The sequence below is a fragment of the Terrisphaera buseokensis genome, from assembly GCF_047521145.2.
In the GTDB taxonomy this organism is placed as follows: domain Bacteria; phylum Verrucomicrobiota; class Verrucomicrobiia; order Opitutales; family Opitutaceae; genus ER46.
Window position 1 is genome coordinate 3,671,515 of record NZ_CM134186.1, and the last position, 17,335, is coordinate 3,688,849.

A 17,335-nucleotide genomic window follows, 5' to 3' on the forward strand; every position below is an offset into this window, starting at 1 on the left:
TCCAAAGGCAAAGAGCGATTGGTATTAAGATCACCCGCGAATCACGCAAATGAACGCGAATTTCAGAGGTAAAATCCAAGCCCCCGGCAGGAGGCTTGGTTCATTCCCCTCATTCGCGTCCTTTCGCGTGATTCGCGGGCAACCGATTGGTCTCGAACTCAGTCCTCGGCCTGCAGGGCTGCCACGACGCTGAAGTCTTCCAGCGTGGTGGTGTCACCCTTCACTTCGCCGCCAGCGGCAATCTCCTTGAGGATGCGGCGCATGATTTTTCCGCTGCGGGTCTTGGGCAGACCGGCCGCGAAACGAATCGTGTCGGGCTTGGCGAGCGAACCGATTTCCTTGCCGACGTGGGCGCGGAGCTGCTCCTTGAGTTCGTCACTCGCGACCTGGCCCTGCTTCAGGGTCACGAAGACGCAGAGCGACTGGCCCTTGAGCTCGTCCGGGCGGCCGACGGCCGCGGCTTCCGCCACGGCCGGATGCGACACCAGCGCGCTCTCGATCTCGGCGGTGCCGATCCGATGACCGGAGACGTTGAGGACGTCATCGATCCGGCCGACGATCCAGAAGTAGCCGTCCTTGTCCTGGCGGGCACCGTCGCCCGTGAAGTAAACGCCGGGCTTGCCGGGGAACTCGCTGAAGTACTGGCGTTGATAGCGCTCGTCGTCGCCCCAGAGGGTGCGGAGCATCGAGGGCCAGGGCTGCATGATGACGAGTTTGCCGCCGGTGTTGCGCGGCACCTCGTTGCACTTGTCGTCCACCACCTTGGCGACCACGCCAAAGAAGGGACGCGTGCCGGAGCCGGGAGTCGTGGCCGTGACGCCGGGCAGCGGCGAAATCATGATCGAGCCTGTTTCGGTCTGCCACCACGTGTCCACGATCGGACAGCGTTTCTTGCCGATCATCGTGTGGTACCACATCCACGCCTCGGGATTGATCGGCTCGCCGACCGAACCGAGGAGGCGCAATGAGTCGAGGCGGTGACGAAGCACGTAGTTGTCACCCCAGCGCATGAACGCGCGAATCGCGGTCGGTGCCGTGTAGAGAATCGTCAGCCCGTGACGATCGATCATCTGCCAGAAGCGATCGGGCTCGGGCTGGTTCGGCGCGCCTTCGTAGATGAACACCGTCGAGCCGTTCGAAAGCAGGCCGTACACGACATAGCTGTGTCCGGTGATCCAGCCGATGTCGGCGGAGCAGAAGTAGCGATCGGTCTCCTTGAGATCGAAGACGTAGTGCGAGCTCAGCTTGGCACCGAGCAGATAGCCGGCACTGGTGTGCAGCACGCCCTTCGGCTTGCCGGTGGAACCGCTTGTATAGAGGATGAAGAGCGGGTGCTCGGAATCAAAGGCCTTCGCCTTGTGGGAATTCGGCGCGCCGTCCCAGGCTTCCTTCCACCACACATCGCGACCTTCGCGCATGTTCACCGTGTTGCCGCAGCGTTTCACGACGATGACGGTCTGGACCGTCGGGGTGTTTTCGACCGCCTTGTCGACGTTCGCCTTGAGCTCAATCACCTTGCCGCGCCGCCAGCCGCCGTCGGCCGTGATCACGAGCTTCGCCTTGCAATCATTGATGCGGTCCTTGATCGCCTCGGCGGAGAAGCCGCCGAAGATGACGGTGTGAATCGCGCCGACGCGGGCGCAGGCCAGCATGGCAATCACAGCCTCGGGAATCATCGGCAGGTAAATGGCGACGCGATCGCCGGCCCCGACGCCCATGTTCTCGAAAATATGCGCGAGGCGGCACACATGAAAGTGCAGCTGTTTATAGGTGATCGTGCGGACATCACCCGGCTCGCCCTCGAAAATCAGCGCGGCCTTGTTTTCCCGGTGAGTGCCAAGGTGGCGGTCGAGACAGTTCTCGGAAACGTTCAGCTTGCCGCCGAGAAACCACTTCGCGTGGGGCGGATTCCAATCGAGGACCTTCTTGTATGGCTTGCGCCACACGAGGTGTTCCTTGGCCTGTCGGTCCCAGAACTTTTCTGGGGAGTTGACAGATTCGGCATAGAGCCTTTTGTAAGCCGCATCACTCCCAAGATTGGCTTGGGCTTTGAACTCGGCCGAAGGCCTGAATTTCCGGTGTTCCCGGGATACTGAGGTAATCGTCTGATCTGCCACGTGCGTGTCGGATTGTAGGGTTAAAGGACGCAAATTCGCGGTTCTTATCCTGTCCAGAGTTTCAAGCGTCAAGCACAGGGACGTGCCCTGCCAAACCTCACTGTATGGAAAAGAAAATCGTGTCCGCTGCGGCGGAACCTTCCGCTGTCACGGCCACCGAGCCGATGGCACCCACTTCCGCTCCGGCGGACACTAGCGCGCCTGCCCCCGCGCCCGTTGAAAACACCATCCGCGTCGAAGGCATTCTCGACATCGACCTGCAGCGCGGCGGCAACGGGCAGCTGGTTGACATCGGTCGCGGCGGCAAACGCCGGCCCACCGATCCCTTCGTGCCGAAGGAACTGATTCGCCGTTTCAAGATGCGCACCGGCTCCATGATTGGCGGCACGGCGTTCCCGCCCGACGGCCGCTTCCCCAACCCGAAGATGCGTTTCATCGAAACGATCGACGGCGTCCCGCTCGAGGACCGGCGCGCGAAGTTCGAATTCACGACGCTGACGACGATCTCGCCGAATCAACATCTGAAGATGGAATTGAAGGACGGACGCCTGACGACCCGCGCGGTCGATCTTTTCTGTCCGATCGGCAAAGGCACGCGCGGTCTCATTGTGGCGCCGCCCCGCACCGGCAAGACGACCCTGTTGCGCGACATGGCGCTGGGCGTTTTGGAAAACAATCCGGAGTGTCACGTGATGATTCTCCTCGTGGACGAGCGGCCCGAGGAAGTGACCGATTTCAAGCGCAGTGTTCCTGCCGCGGAAATCTGGGCCTCATCGAACGACGAGCAAATCGAGAACCACATTCGCATCGCAGATCTGTGCATCGAGCGGGCGAAGCGTCTGGTTGAGACCGGCCGCGATGTCGTCCTGTTCGTCGATTCGATCACCCGGTTGTCCCGCGCGCACAATACGGCGCGCAACTCGGGCCGGACCGGCTCCGGCGGTCTCGATGTCCGGGCGTTGGAAAAGCCCCGCCAGCTCTTCGCCACCGCGCGCAAGACCGAAGAAGGCGGCTCGCTCACGATCATCGCCAGCGTGCTGGTGGAAACCGGCAGTCGCATGGACGACGTGATCTTCCAGGAATTCAAGGGCACGGGTAACATGGAGCTCGTCCTGGATCGCAAGTGCGCCGAGATGCGCCTCTGGCCCGCGATCAACGTGGCCGCCAGCGGCACCCGCAAGGAGGAGTTGCTGCTCGATGCCAAGACGCTCGAGGGGATCCACTTCTTCCGTCGCGCCTTGGTGCAGCAGAAGATCGAGGAAGCCACCGACACCATGATCGCCCGGCTCTCCAAGACCAAAACCAACGCCGAATTCCTCAAGCTGATTGCGCGGTAGCGCTTTGCCAGTCGAGGAGACGAGGGGGCGATAAGCCGACAAGCCAAACGCGCCTCACGTCACCTTGAAAAGGCCGAGAAAAATGAGTCTTGAGGGCAAAGTCGGCCGAACCGGCTCTTCGATTTCTCGCCCCTTCGACTCCTCGACCCGTTAAAATCCCCTTGCTCCTCCCCTGAATCTCCTGAGATTCATTCGTTTCCTTCGCGTCAGCCGTACGTCCTATAGACACCAGCCAACCACCGCATGCATAGTTTTTCCGAGCAATGTCTCGACATGGCCCGCTCGATGTTGGGCCATAACCTCGACTCCATCCAACCCGACGGCACCATTCTTCCCGCAAACGGGGAAGAGTCGCGCCCGGATGAGCCCGGCCACGTCGCCTTTGCTCTCGGAGAATTCTATCGTGCCACCGGCGAGACCACGCTCAAGGGCCACGACCTGATCGATCTGGCCGCCCGCTGCATCACCGCGCAGATGTTCACGGAGCCGGCCGCAGAAAATGGCCTCGCTTACGCCGCGTTGGGCCTGCTCGCGTTTGGTCCCTCCAAGGAACGCAATCCCGTCTGGGAGCGCCTCGTCGAGGAGACACAGGTCCGCATCGACAAGTCCCTGCTCCATCGCAGCGACTACGACAATCACTGGCAGGCCTTCAATATCGCGAAGGCAGTCGCCCGTTTCAGTCTCGGTCTTTCCAAGAAGGACGAGACCTCCCGCTTGATCGAGCGCATGTGTGATCGCGTCAACCAGACCAGCTCGGCTGGTTTCTTCGACGACTCCACCACGGGGCTCGGCGGAAATTTCAATCTGTACGGCGTGATGACCTTCGTGTTCGTCCGCTCGGCGCTGCAGCTGCACGCGAACAGCGGCGTCCGCGATCGCAAGCTCCCCACCCTCCGCACCTACGCCGAGAAGTACATCAAGATGATGCCGGACTTGGTGCGGCACGATGGTCTCGGCTGGGCGTTCGGCCGCGCGGCCGGCGCCTACGGTCAGATGCATCCGATCAGCCTCATCCTGCAGGGCCTGCGTGACGGCTGGATTCCCGACGATCAGAAGGTCAAGTATTACGACATCCTGCGCCGGCTGTTCATGTTCTTCTACGAGACCTATCTCGACCAGGAACACGGCTTCCTCGATTTGCGCGACGACGAGCGCACGGCCTACTCGCACCACACGACCCGCATGGCGAATTTCGATGCGGCGCGTTATCTCTCGCAGTGGTCGCGTCTCGCCAAGGCCGTGCAAATGCCGTCCGGCGCCCCGAAGACCGAGCCGACGAAGACGTCGGGCCGCTTCGTGATTTTCGACAAATCGAATCGCAAGGAACAAGGCCTCTTCCTGTATCGTGATGCCGAGTCCGGCATTCACCTGCAGGTGCCGCTCGTCAGCGCCGGTTCGAAGCTGACCAGCGACTCCCTCGCCTTCCCCCATTGCCCCGGCATTTTTGACTGGCCGAACAATGTCTACGCTCCGGTCATGCTGCCCGAGCTGACCTTCGGCGAACAGGTCACGCTGCCGTCCTTCTACGGGAAGAACTGCGTCACCGGTCTCGGTCTGCGCAATAGCTTCTACTTCCGCTACGATCAGCCCGAGCTGATCAACTTGAAGGAAGAGTTCGTCAAGGGACTCGGCAGCGTGAAGGTCCAATGGACGTTTTCGGGCAACAAGATTGGCTGCGAGTTCGCCTACACGGTGAAGCAGCAGGTCACGCTCGACAAATTCCGCTACTGTCTCGCGATCGCGGCGCCGCACTCGAAGTACCATGTCACCGGCGCCCTCGCGCTCGGCGCGCAAGGTCACCGGTGCAGCGTGGCCAAGGACGACTTCCAGGCGACGTGGCGCGAAACCGAAGTGGTCAGCGCCGATCCGACCTTCCGCACCAACTACGGCAAGATTCATTATCTGCAGTATCTCGTGCGCGATCACCCGCTGATCATGCGGCCGGGCCATGTTTACCGCCTCGCGGTGAACTTCGAACCCGACGTCACGCACTTGGACGCATAGTCCGAGGTGGCGAGCAGCGGGCAGTGTGCAGCGAGCATCGTCGGACTCGATTTCACTTTCAGCTCAAGGCGCGGTTCATATCGCGCCTTTTTTGCGCCCGTTTTCTACTCGCTACCCACTACCCGCTGCTCGCTACTTTTCCGCCATGCTCTCCCGCCGCATCATTCCCTGCCTGGACGTCAACGCCGGCCGCGTGGTCAAGGGCGTGAAGTTTCAGGAACTGCGTGACGCCGGTGATCCGGTGCAGTGCGCGAAAGCGTACGATGCGCAGGGTGCCGACGAACTCGTCTTTCTCGACATCACCGCCTCGAGCGACAATCGCGGCATCATGCACGACGTCGTGGCGGCCACCGCCGAGCAGTGCTTCATGCCGCTCACGGTCGGAGGCGGCCTGCGGACGGTCGCCGACATCGAGGCGATGCTGAAAAGCGGTGCGGACAAGGTCTCGCTCAACACCGCCGCCATCAAGGATCCGAATCTTATCCGCGCGGCCTCCGATCGTTTTGGCGCGCAGTGCATCGTGGTCGCGATCGATGCGAAACGCGAACCCGACGGCAAGTCCTGGCGCGTCTACACCCACGGCGGGCGCAACGCCACCGCGCTCGACGCCGTGCAGTGGGCCGAGCAGGCGGTGGCATGGGGGGCCGGTGAAATTCTGCTCACGAGCATGGACGCCGACGGCACCCAGGCCGGCTACGATTGTCCGCTGACCCGGGCCGTGAGCGACGCGGTTTCAGTGCCCGTCATTGCCAGCGGCGGCGCGGGCACGCTGCAGCATTTTTCGGACGTGCTCGAATCCGGCCACGCCAGCGCGGTCCTGGCGGCGAGTCTGTTTCACTTCGGCACGCTCACCATTCCCCAGGTCAAAGGCTTCCTCTTCGATCACGGCGTGCCGGTGCGGCGGTAAGTGATCCAGGGAATGCAGGCGAGGCGCCGTTGAACCGCGCCCGCTATGGAGATGATTGGTCTGCTTCGAGCAGGAAATTCGGCCTCGTCGCCGCCCTGTTACTCGCTTGGATGGAGCGCATGCCCCTACGTCGACTGGTTGCCCTGATCGTCTTCGTCGTCTGCAGCGGTGGCGCCGCCGCTCTCCTTGGTGCTCCGGCCGCTCGGCCGAACATCCTGTTCGTCCTGTCCGACGATCACAGCTATCCCTTTCTCAGTTGCTACGGCGACACGAACGTCCGGACACCGACGCTCGATCGGCTGGCCGCGGAGGGCATGAAGTTCCATCGCTTCTTCACCGTCGCGCCGCAGTGCGTGCCGTCGCGCGCCGGTTATCTCACCGGCCGTTCGGCGGTCGCGGCCCGCATGACGCGCTTCTCTTCACCGCTACCGCGCGACGAGATCACGTTTCCCGAATTGCTGCGGGAGAAAGCCGGTTACTTCACCGGCATATGCGGGCGAACCTATCACCTCGACGGCTCCGCGCGCAACGCGAGCACGGCCATCGGCAAATTTGTGGAGGAACAAGGCCTGCGCACGTTCGCGCAACGCGTTGACTACCTCCGGCAAGGTTCCGACACCGAGGCCATCGCCCAGATGCGCGAGTTTCTGGATCAGAAGCCGCGGGAGAAACCGTTTTGCCTCTGGCTGAATTTCAGCGACCCGCACCATCCGTGGACGCCGCCCGCCTCCGATCGCCCGGATCCGGCCTCGCTCAAACTTCCCCCCCACTGGCCGGACGTTCCCGGATTGCGCGAACAGCTCGCCGACTACTGCGGCGAGGTGAATCGCGTCGATCGCAGCATGAAGCTCGTGCTCGATCTCCTTGCTGAGCGCGGCTTCGCCGACAACACGCTCGTCGTGTTTGCCGGCGACAACGGCGCCGCGCTCCCGCACGGCAAGGGCTCGCTCTACGATCCGGGCGCCAATGTTCCCCTCGTGATCCGCTGGCCGGGCGTGATCCGACCTGGCGGAGAATCTGCGACCTTACTCAGCGGCGAGGACATCGCGCCCACCCTGCTGGCGGCGGCCGGCCTCGCCCCCGGACCGAAGATGAGTGGTGTGAATTTCATCGGGCTGCTGAAAGGCGAAGCGTACACGCCCCGGAAGCACGTCTTTGTCGAACGCGGGCCGCACGGTACCGCTCCCGTGACGGCGGCCATGCGCAGCAGCGGCTACGATCTTTCCCGGAGCGTGCGCAGCGATCGCTACAAATTCATCTACAACTGCACGCCGTGGATTCCGTACAGCCCGGTGGATTCCGCCGGCGGCGCTGGGTGGCGCGACATGACCGCCGCCAACGACCAGGGCAAACTCAGCGCCGGCCTGCGCGCGACCTATTTTTCCTCTCCGCGCCCGGTGTACGAGCTGTACGACCTGCAAGCGGACCCGTCCGAGCTGAACAATCTGAGCGGCGACGCGAAGCTCGCCACCGTCGAACAGGAACTCCGACACGCGCTCGCCGAAAAGATGATCCTCGATTTCGACTACCTGCCGCTGCCGGCGCTGGGCGATGAATCCGCCCCGGCTGGCAAAGCCGGCAAGGGCAAAGGCAAGAAGGCCAAATAGCCCGTCTCCCCATGACATCGTGCCACCGCTGGTTCATCGTCCTGCTCGCTGCCGCCTCCGGTTTGGGCGCGCAGGACAACGGGATTCCCACCGACGCCGCCGCCCGCAACGCCCGGATCAAGTGGGTCAACGCCGCGAAACCCGACACGCTGCCGGCCGGGGTGACGCACCATGCGTTTCCCAGCAAGGCACTCGGGCGCGAGGTTGGTTACTGTATCTATCTGCCGCCCGGATACGCGGCGGAGTCGTCGCGCCGCTATCCCGTGATCTACAATTTGCACGGCGCGGGCGGCAATGAGCTGCACAGTTTTTCCTCCGCGCGCGCCCTGCACGATGGCATCGTATCCGGACGCTGGGCACCGATGATTCTCGTCCTGCCCAACGGCGGCAGCCACACGTTCTACAAGGATTCGGGCGACGACAAACTCCCGGCTGAAACGCTCATCATCCGCGATCTCATTCCCCACATCGACGCGACCTATCGTACGATCGCGTCGCGTGCCGGCCGGGCCATCGAGGGTTTTTCCATGGGCGGCCGCGGTGCGACCCGGCTGGCCATGAAGTATCCCGAACTCTTTTGTTCGTTGCACAACCAGGCCGGGAACGTGCTGCATCTCGCGGAACTCTACGATCCGTCGAAGCCCGGCGAGTACCCCAACAACTATCTCGGCCCGGACCGCGCGCGCTACCTCGAGAACGATGTGTTTCTCCTCCTGCAGAAAAACGCGGCGGCCATCAAGGCCGGCTTGCGCATCGCCATCACCTGCGGCACGCGCGACGACGGTCACCTCAAAACCGTCCGTGAGTATCACGCCGCACTGCTCGCCGCCGGCATCGATCACACCTACCTCGAGGTCGAGGGCCTCGCGCACGAACACGACAAACTCGTGACCATGTACCGCACCACGTGGTTCGACTACCACGCGGAGTCGTTTCGACGCGCCGCACCGCGTTAGACAGTTATTCCCGTCTTCAATTCCCCCTGCCCCATGAATCGCTTCTTCCGCCAGCTCAGCCTCCTCGCCGCGGCCAGCCTCGCCCTCGTCGCTGGCGCGGCGGTGCAATCGGATATCGAATATGGTCAGGCGGCGGGCGAGAGCCTGCGGCTCGATGCCTCGATTCCCGCCGGCAACGGCCCGTTTGCCGCGGTTATTCTCGTTCACGGCGGTGGCTGGACGGGCGGCGACAAATCCGGCGGTCCGCGCAAGGGTTACATGGCGCCGATGCATGAACCGCTCGAGCAAGCCGGCCTCGCCTGGTTCTCGATCAACTACCGGCTGGCGCCAAAGCATCCGTTTCCCGCCTGTATCGACGATGTCATGACGGCGATCCGCTGGGTCAAGGCCCACGCGACCGAGTACCGGATCGATCCCAGCCGCATCGCCCTCGCCGGCGAGTCCGCCGGCGGTCACCTGGTCGCCCTTGCCGCCATCCGCGCGGACGCGGACACCCGGGTCGCGGCCATCGTGCCGTTCTACGGTCGTTTCGATTTGATCGACGATCTCGCTCCCGGTGCCGCGCTGCGCTCGAACTATGTGGCGTTGTTCGGCCGCAAGACGTTGGACGCCGCCGCGCGAGCCGCGATGCACACCGCGTCCCCACTCCATCAGGTGCGCGCCGGGCTGCCTCCGTTCCTCCTGGTGCACGGCACCGGCGACACCACCGTGCCTTACCAGCAGTCGATTCTGCTCCAGGCAAAGCTGCGCGAGAATCACGTCCCGTGCGACCTCATCCCAATCAAGGGCGGCGTGCACGGGATGATTTCGTGGGACACCGTCGCTCCGGATTACAAACACCAGGTCACGGCCTGGCTCGTTCGTACTCTCGCCCGCAACCCCGCCGTCCCCGCGACGGCACGTTGAATCCCGCTCCTTCCATTGCCGACTCCGTACCCCATCATGAAAAACCTGCTCACGCTCGCGTTCCTTGCGTTGCTCACTGCCGTCACGCTCCGCGCCGCCCAGCCGCTCGCTGGCTCGCGCCCCAACATCATTTTCATCCTCACCGACGATCAGGGCTACGGCGACATCTCGGCGCACGGTAATCCCATTCTCAAGACACCGAACCTGGATCGCCTGCATCGCGAGGGCGTGCGCTTCATCGATTTTCACGTCAGTCCCACCTGTGCGCCCACCCGCTCCGCCCTCCTCACCGGCCGGCACGAGTTCAAGAACGGCATCACGCACACCATCCTCGAGCGCGAGCGGTTGAATCCGCAGTCCGCGACCCTGGCCGAAGCCCTGAAGTCAGCCGGCTATCACACCGGCATCTTCGGCAAATGGCATCTGGGCGACGAACCGGCGTACTGGCCCAACCGCCGCGGTTTCGACGAGATGTTCATCCACGGTGCCGGCGGCATCGGCCAGACGTATCCAGGATCCTGTGGCGACGCGCCGGGCAACACTTACTTCGATCCTGCAATCCTGCACAACGGCCGGTTCGTCCGGACCAAGGGTTATTGCACCGATGTGTTCTTCGACCGGGCCATGGCGTGGATCGGCGAACAGAAAAGCGGTGCACCTTTTCTCGCCTGGATCGCGACCAACGCCCCCCACGCCCCGCTCCAGGTCCGGCCCGAGGACGAAGCCCGCTACACGGGCAAGGTGCCTGACGCCGCCACCGCCAAATATTTCGGCATGGTGGCCAACATCGACGACAATGTCGGACGCCTACTTGCCCGTCTCAAGGAGCTCGGCCTCGAACAGAACACCCTCGTGATTTTCATGAATGACAACGGCGGCACGGGCGGCACCGCCGTGTTCAACGCCGGCATGCGCGGCAGGAAGGGCAGCCCGTGGCTCGGTGGCACGCGCGCCGCCTCGTTCTGGCGCTGGCCGGGCCGCATCGCTCCGGCGGACGTGACGGCCCTCGCCGCCCACATCGATTTCTTTCCGACGCTGGCCGAACTGGCCGGAGCCAAGCTCACCGACACCGCCCTTAAACAGATCGAAGGCCGCAGTCTCGTGCCATTGCTGGCCGCGCCAGCGAGCTCATGGCCCGATCGCGTGCTGATTTCGCATGTGGGCCGCTGGACGCCCGGGACCGCCCCGGACGATTGGAAATACCGGAACTGCAGCGTGCGCAACACCCGCTGGCACGCCGTATCCATCGACGGCGGACGCGAACCGCAGTGGCAGCTCTTCGATCTACAATCCGACTACGGCGAGACCAAGGACGTCGCGGCGGCGAATCCCACGGTCGTTACCGCACTTACTCGCAGCTTCGACCAGTGGTGGTCCGAGGCGCGTCCCTTGATGGTCAACGAAGGCGCCACGGGTCCGGCCATCAATCCATTCAAGGAATTGTATTGGCAGCAGTTCGGCGGCGGTCCGAGTGCCGACGATCTCAAGCAGATGGACCCCGCCCGTCGCCTTGAAGTCGGTGGCGGCACCAAAAAAGGCGGGAAGAAAGCGGCGAAGTAAGCCGTCGCAATTTCGCGGTGGCGGAGATGTTGAAAGGTGAAGGGTGAAAGCTGAAAGCCCCGAGAACGCCCCCTCTGAAAAAAATCAGTGGCAGCCTCAGGCCTGCCTGGGCTCTTTCAACTTTCACCCTGCACCGTTGAACTGCACTACGACTCCCCTTCCGTCCCCAACCGTCGAACTTCCGTTTCCCGTTCGGCAGAATCCGGACGCCGACCGTTCGGCCTGAGCGTTTAAGCTCGCCCCGCCAGCACGCCCACCACGCCGAGCACTCCGAACACCAGTGCGGCCAGACCGGCACGCCAAATCCAATGCGCGGCTCGCAGCTCCATGAAGTACCAGCCCAGCCCGCCGCACTTCACCCCGGCGGCGGCGAGAATGATCCACACGGCGTCGCGTCCGTGCAGCGCGCCGCGCGTCCAGAAGCTCCCGGTGGTAAGCATCACGAGTAACGCCCACGTCCACGCGTTGGTTTTCATGGGTCGATCAGCGCAGGAGATAGAGGATCGGATAGAGCAGCAGCCAGATGAGATCGCACAGATGCCAGAAGATCCCGCTGCTCTCCACGTCCTCGTGGCGGACGGCGTTGTACCGACCGCGCCGCAGACCCCAGACCATCACGAGCAGCACGACCAGCGCCGTCGCCACGTGAAGAAAATGAAATCCGGTCAGCAGCCAGTACAAGGTGAAGAAGGTGTCGGCGTGCAGCGTGTGGCCGTGGCCGATTTTCTCGGCGTACTCGAAGCCCTTGAGCACGAGAAAGCCCAGCGCTGCCAGCGCGGCCGCCGTCGTCCACCTTTCCGCTTGCCGCGCATCGTTCGCGCGCAGCCGGCTGATCCCATTCGCCATGCACCATCCACCGGTCAGCAGCACGAGCGTGTTGATCAGTCCGATGGTCTGATTCAGCGCTTCGCGCCCCCGGCGAAACACCTCCGGCTCGGCGGCGCCCTGCAGCATGAAGGCGACGAGCCCGATACCGAACGTGAACACTTCCAGCAGCACGATGAGCCAGATCAGCACGCCGCCGGGCGGCGTCGCGACCTGAAGGCGGCCGGCGTGGACGCTCTCATTCACGAGCACTGACCCGGGAGTCGAAGTCATGGGCAACATCGGCACGCGCGGCTTCAGCTCGCGATCATGCGGGCGAACAGCTGGCACAAGGCCCCGGTGAGATGCTCCGGCCGTGGCATGATGTCGAAACCCCGGCGGGAAAACATTTGCGGGAAGCACTCGCTCGCGCGTTTTTCGATCGCGAATGCATGCGTTGCGATGCCATGCAGAGCTCCGGTTTCGATCGCTTTCTTCACGTCATGCAGGCCGTACGCCCCCTCATAGCGATCGTAGTCACACGGCCGCCCGTCGGTGATGAGAATCACAATTTTCCGCTGCGCCGACTGCCGCTCGAGCAACTCCTGCGCGTGCCGCAGGGCGGGACCGATCCGCGTGTAACCGCAGGGCTCGATCGCGCCGAGTCGTGACCGCGCTTTCCGCCACGGCTCGTGAAAATCCTTGAGCGTCGCGAAGCGGCAGGAACGCCGGGTGTTGGATGAAAACGAAGCCACCGCAAACGAGGCAATCGAGTCGGTCAGCACCTCGCCGGCGCAGAACAGCGTGCTGGTGATCGTGTCGAGCACCCGCGCGTTCTCGAGCCAGGCATCGGTGGAGTAACTCTGATCCAGCAGGATGACCGCCGCGATATCGTGCAGATCCCGGTGGCGATCCACGTAGATAGCCTCCGGCGGGGTGTGTCCGGTGCGACGCTCCACCTCGGCATCGATCACCGCATCGAGATCGAATTCGGCTCCGGCGGGCTGCCTCCGCATCCGCTGCCAGTCGCTCACGACCGCGGCGAACTGACGCTTCAGGCGTTGAATCAGTCCACGATGACGCTGCTCCATCAATCGGGCCCAGGCGGGATCGCCGTCGGCCACCCGCTCGGGTTGCACGTGACACCAGTCGTGCCGGTAATCGCGCCGCTTGAAGTCCCATTCTGGATACGGCAGCCCGGTGCCCGGGCCCGCGTCCTTTACCTCGAGGGTCAGGCCATCGAGAATCAGATCGCTGCGGTAGATGGATCGCGGACGCTCGACCGAGCGCTGCACATGGCGCATGTCGAGCGACTCGAGCGCTTCGGCGTGCTCTTCCAGTTCGTCGTCATCGTCGGTCTTGCGGCTGAGCCCGTTAGCCTCCTCCAGCGTCTCCGCCTTCTCAAACGTGTGGATGGGCGTCTCCGCCCCGGGGCCGTCGCCGTCCGGCGCCAGCGTCACCTCGACGGCACTCTGCCCCTTGCCCTCAATCTCCGTGACCTTCTGATCGCTCTCACTGGACCTCGGCGCATCCAACAGCACCTCGCTGCCCGGAATCGTCGACGCATCGTCGCCCGCCTGCGGCTCGCCCAACTCCGCCCACAGACCCCGCGGCAAATCGGCTGCAAGCGACGACACCAGATATCCGAGGCCGGGAAACTCCGACGCGCAAGCGGCCACCCGTTCCGCCAACGCAATCCTCTCCCGATGCCATTGCCCGCGTACGGCAAGCGCCCCAATGATCGCCTTCACATCGTAGAAGGCGGCGTTGTGCTCCGGGCTTGACGCCGCGGCAAACTCGCGGGGCAGGAACAACCGGTTGCCCGTGCACAGCGTCAGGTTGTCGGTCTCGAACAGCGACAGCGGAGAGCCCGCGATCATCTGACCGAGCAGGAGCAGCCGTCCGCGTCGCTCCTTCAAGGTCGCGCGCACCGCCTCGCGTCGCCGTTGCGCCGGTCGCACCCGCACGCGGTGGTAAACCGCCTTGAGGCCGAGAAAGATATTTTCCTCCCAATCGAGCATGGGGGTGGCGTCAGCGGTCGCCGAAGAATCGCGATGAACAGCAGGGCGCGACCGCCACATCCGTCACCGATGATCGTTTCCGCTGGAGCGCAACCGGCGATTGCGCCCCGGCCTCACGGTCTTCGCTTCGATTCATGGCTAGATCGTGAGATCAATCACCTGGCGGATCGCCGCCCTCGCCTCGCCATCGTCGGTGAGGGGCTCGGCGATCGCGGTGAGGCAGGCCAGTCGCGGCGTCACTCCGGCGCAGATTAACTTGCCGGCGGCGACGACGAGGCGCGTCGAAGCCGACTCCAGCAGCGAGAGTTCGGTCAGATGCCGAATCTTGCGCGCGATCTGCACGAGCTGTTTCGCCGTCCCCGCCGGCACGCCCGACTCCTTGCTCACGATCGTGATCTCCTGCGCCTCCGTCGGGTAGTCAAAGTTGAGCGCGATGAAACGCTGCCGCGTCGACGGCTTCAATTCCCGCATGCTGCGTTGATAGCCGGGATTGTAGCTCACGATGAGCATGAACTCCGGCGGCGCGTGGATCGTCTCCCCGGTGCGGTCGAGAAACAACTCGCGTCGGTGATCGCTGAGCGAGTGGATGACCACAAGGGCATCGGCGCGCGCCTCGGCAATTTCATCGAGGTACAGGATCGCGCCTTCCCGCACCGCACGCGTCACCGGCCCGTCCGTCCAGCGCGTCTCGCCACCGACCAACAAATGCCGGCCGAGCAAATCGGTCGCCGAGGTGTCCTCGTTGCACGACACCGTGACCAGCGGGCGGCCGAGCGCCTGCGCCATGTGTTGAATGAAGCGGGTCTTCCCACAACCGGTCGGCCCCTTGACCATGAGCGGGAGTTGCGAGGTCAACGCGTGGCGCAGGATGTCGCACTCCTTGCCCACGGGCAGGTAGAAGACCGGAGCGGCGGGTTGCGGCACGCGCGCCCGCGCGGCGGCGCCTTCGGCGGGAACGTCCCGCGCGCTGCGAGAAACGGGATCGGCAGTGATCATACGGCTTGGTAGGCTGGGTTCTCCGCCGGATCGCTGCCGATGGCTTCGTCGGTGGGCTTGCCGTGACGGAAGAACGTCACGATGAAGCAACCGATGCCGACGGTGAAGAGGCCCGCGGCGAGCAGCATGCCGATGAAGTGCATTTCAATCTCCTTCTGCACCGCGAGGAAGTCCATGCCCATGCGGCGCTCGAGATTGACCTGCGTGATGCCGGCGACGGCGAGCGCGCAGGTCATGGCTACCATGCCGATGTTGGACGTCCAGAATGCCCAGTTGGCCAGCGCGGTGTCCCAGAGCTTTCTCCCCGTCATGAGCGGTAGCGCGTAGGCCATCATCGCGAGGACAATCATCGCGTACGCGCCCCAGAACGCCAGATGCCCGTGCATCGCAGTCACGAGCGTGCCGTGGGTGTACAGGTTGATCTGCGGCAGCGTGTGCGCCATGCCGAGGAAGCCCGCCCCGACAAACGACATGATGGCGCAGCCGAGCGTCCAAGTGAGAGCGATACGGTTCGGATGCTTGCGTCCGCCCTTCCGCGCCATCGCGAGCGCGTACATCGCCATCCCGAGGAAGGCCAGCGGCTCGAGCGCGGAGAAGATGCCGCCCACGATCAGCCAGTAGCGTGGCACGCCGATGTAGTAGTAGTGATGGCCCGTGCCGAGGATGCCCGAGACGAAGGTCAGACCGACGATCAGGTACAGCCACTTCTCCACCACTTCGCGATCCACGCCCGTCAGCTTGATCAGCAGGAAGCAGAGAATGCCGCCCATGATCAGCTCCCACACGCCCTCCACCCACAGATGCACGACCCACCAGCGGTAGAACGAGTCGGTCGTCTGGTTGTCAAAGGTGATCATGCCCGGCAGATACAGCAGCGCGGCCGACACGAGGCCCATGTAGAGGACGAGCGAGGTGGTCGTGTTGCGCTTCCCGCGCCACATCGTCATGCCGATGTTGAAAATGAACATCAGCACGTTCACGACGACGAGGTAGTCGAGCGGCCGCGGGATCTCGAGAAACTTGCGGCCTTCCCAGATGTTGAGATGATAGCAGACGACCGCCGTCACGCCGACGAGCAGCAGCGAAATCAGCTGGATGTAGGCGAGCTTCGGCGAATAAAGCTCACAGTCCGACTCCTCCGGAATGATGAAGTGCGCCGAGCCCATGAATCCGCAGAGCAGCCACACCACGAGCAGATTGGTGTGCGTGGCGCGCGCGGTGTTGAAGGGAATCCATTCATGCAGACCCTCCAGGCCGACGCGGGCGAAGCCCATCACGAAGCCGTAGACGATCTGCAGGGTGAGCAGCAGCAGCGCCGAGGCGAAGAACCAGTAGGCGATTTTTTGGGACTTGAATTTCATGGCTTCGGGGTGGCGCTGTAGAGGTAGTTGACGATTTCCGTGAGCTGCGCCTCGGAGACGACCGAGGGCACGAGGTCCGGCATCTTGGTGTCCGGTTTCGATTTCTGGGGATCGCGGATCCAGGCCGTGGTCTCCTCCCGGGTTCTGCGCTTCGACACTTCGTCGAGCGGCGGCGCGCCAATCAGCGCTCCCGCCGCCCCGCCTTCACCGGCGATGCTGTGGCACCCGATGCAGGCCGCAGTCGTGAAGATCGCCGGCACCGGTTTCGGCAGCAGCGTGCCGGGAGCCGTGGGCGTGGTGGCCTGCAACTTCTGCGCGAGCGGCGGCTTCGCCGGGAAGCCGTTGAGATCGACCTGGCCGCACCATTCGAGAAACGCGATCACGTCGTCGATCTGCGGCGGTTGAAAATGATACTGCACCATCTTCCGCTGGCCGGGAAACATGGCCTGCGGATCCTTGAGGAACACCTTCATCCAGTCCTTGCCCCGCCGGTCCACCACCTTGGTCAGCTCGGGCGCGTAGTAGGCGCCCTCGCCGAAGAGCGTGTGACAGCCCATGCAATTGTTGCTCTCCCAGATGTGTTTCCCGCGCTTCACGGCGTCCGTGATGTTGTGCGCCTTGGTCTGATTCGGCAGCTGCCGCATCGAGTCGTAGGTCAGCGCCAGAAACGCGATCGCGAAGACGCCGGTGCCGCCGAAGAAAAATGCCCGAGCCTGTGATTTGCTCAGCATGGGGAACCTCCGGGAGGAGTGGGTGCAG

14 protein-coding genes are annotated in these 17,335 nt (G+C 63.7%); 7 read left to right on the plus strand and 7 right to left on the minus strand.

The window, feature by feature from the left end; genetic code table 11:
• Positions 1-158: 158 nt before the first annotated feature.
• Positions 159-2,117 carry an acetate--CoA ligase gene (gene acs / locus ACLJEU_RS13765; RefSeq protein ID WP_414664389.1) on the minus strand — a complete coding sequence of 653 codons (1,959 nt, stop codon included), beginning with the start codon at positions 2,115-2,117 and terminating at the stop codon, positions 159-161.
• 104 nt (positions 2,118-2,221) lie between these two features.
• Between acs and rho the strand changes: the two genes are divergently transcribed.
• The 7 genes from rho to ACLJEU_RS13800 all read left to right on the plus strand — a co-directional run bounded on the left by rho (position 2,222) and on the right by ACLJEU_RS13800 (position 11,394).
• On the plus strand, positions 2,222-3,454 hold the full coding sequence (gene rho, locus ACLJEU_RS13770; protein ID WP_414664390.1) for a transcription termination factor Rho: 1,233 nt from the start codon (positions 2,222-2,224) through the stop codon (positions 3,452-3,454).
• 243 nt (positions 3,455-3,697) lie between these two features.
• A complete protein-coding gene (locus ACLJEU_RS13775) occupies positions 3,698-5,458 on the plus strand; it encodes a hypothetical protein (RefSeq protein ID WP_414664391.1) in 1,761 nt (586 codons plus the stop codon).
• 145 nt (positions 5,459-5,603) lie between these two features.
• The gene (gene hisF / locus ACLJEU_RS13780; RefSeq protein ID WP_414664392.1) at positions 5,604-6,365 is read left to right on the plus strand and encodes an imidazole glycerol phosphate synthase subunit HisF; all 762 of its coding nucleotides are present in this window, start codon (positions 5,604-5,606) and stop codon (positions 6,363-6,365) included.
• Positions 6,366-6,484: 119 nt separating this feature from the next.
• On the plus strand, positions 6,485-7,972 hold the full coding sequence (locus ACLJEU_RS13785; RefSeq protein ID WP_414664393.1) for a sulfatase family protein: 1,488 nt from the start codon (positions 6,485-6,487) through the stop codon (positions 7,970-7,972).
• An 11-nt stretch (positions 7,973-7,983) separates the two neighbouring features.
• Positions 7,984-8,928 carry an alpha/beta hydrolase gene (locus ACLJEU_RS13790; protein WP_414664394.1) on the plus strand — a complete coding sequence of 315 codons (945 nt, stop codon included), beginning with the start codon at positions 7,984-7,986 and terminating at the stop codon, positions 8,926-8,928.
• Between the two features lie 33 nt (positions 8,929-8,961).
• Entirely contained in the window at positions 8,962-9,834 is an 873-nt protein-coding gene (locus ACLJEU_RS13795) for an alpha/beta hydrolase fold domain-containing protein (RefSeq protein WP_414664395.1), read from the plus strand.
• Between the two features lie 36 nt (positions 9,835-9,870).
• Positions 9,871-11,394, plus strand: a complete 1,524-nt coding sequence (locus ACLJEU_RS13800; protein WP_414664396.1) for an arylsulfatase — start codon at positions 9,871-9,873, stop codon at positions 11,392-11,394.
• A gap of 230 nt (positions 11,395-11,624) precedes the next feature.
• Here ACLJEU_RS13800 and ACLJEU_RS13805 read toward each other — a convergent pair whose 3' ends face one another.
• The 6 genes from ACLJEU_RS13805 to ACLJEU_RS13830 all read right to left on the minus strand — a co-directional run bounded on the left by ACLJEU_RS13805 (position 11,625) and on the right by ACLJEU_RS13830 (position 17,307).
• Complete coding sequence (locus ACLJEU_RS13805) at positions 11,625-11,870, minus strand: cytochrome C oxidase subunit IV family protein (protein ID WP_414664397.1); 246 nt, start codon at positions 11,868-11,870, stop codon at positions 11,625-11,627.
• Positions 11,871-11,877: 7 nt separating this feature from the next.
• Positions 11,878-12,492, minus strand: a complete 615-nt coding sequence (locus ACLJEU_RS13810) for a cytochrome c oxidase subunit 3 (RefSeq protein ID WP_414664398.1) — start codon at positions 12,490-12,492, stop codon at positions 11,878-11,880.
• Between the two features lie 23 nt (positions 12,493-12,515).
• Positions 12,516-14,219: a nitric oxide reductase activation protein NorD gene (locus ACLJEU_RS13815; RefSeq protein WP_414664399.1), complete on the minus strand. Its 1,704-nt coding sequence runs from the start codon at positions 14,217-14,219 to the stop codon at positions 12,516-12,518.
• 138 nt (positions 14,220-14,357) lie between these two features.
• Positions 14,358-15,215: a CbbQ/NirQ/NorQ/GpvN family protein gene (locus tag ACLJEU_RS13820; protein ID WP_414664400.1), complete on the minus strand. Its 858-nt coding sequence runs from the start codon at positions 15,213-15,215 to the stop codon at positions 14,358-14,360.
• Positions 15,212-16,576, minus strand: coding sequence for a cbb3-type cytochrome c oxidase subunit I (locus ACLJEU_RS13825; protein WP_414664401.1), 1,365 nt, complete (start codon positions 16,574-16,576; stop codon positions 15,212-15,214). The genes ACLJEU_RS13820 and ACLJEU_RS13825 overlap by 4 nt, the downstream gene beginning before the upstream one ends.
• Entirely contained in the window at positions 16,573-17,307 is a 735-nt protein-coding gene (locus ACLJEU_RS13830; RefSeq protein WP_414664402.1) for a c-type cytochrome, read from the minus strand. Before ACLJEU_RS13830 ends, ACLJEU_RS13825 begins: the two co-directional genes overlap by 4 nt.
• Positions 17,308-17,335 lie beyond the last annotated feature (28 nt).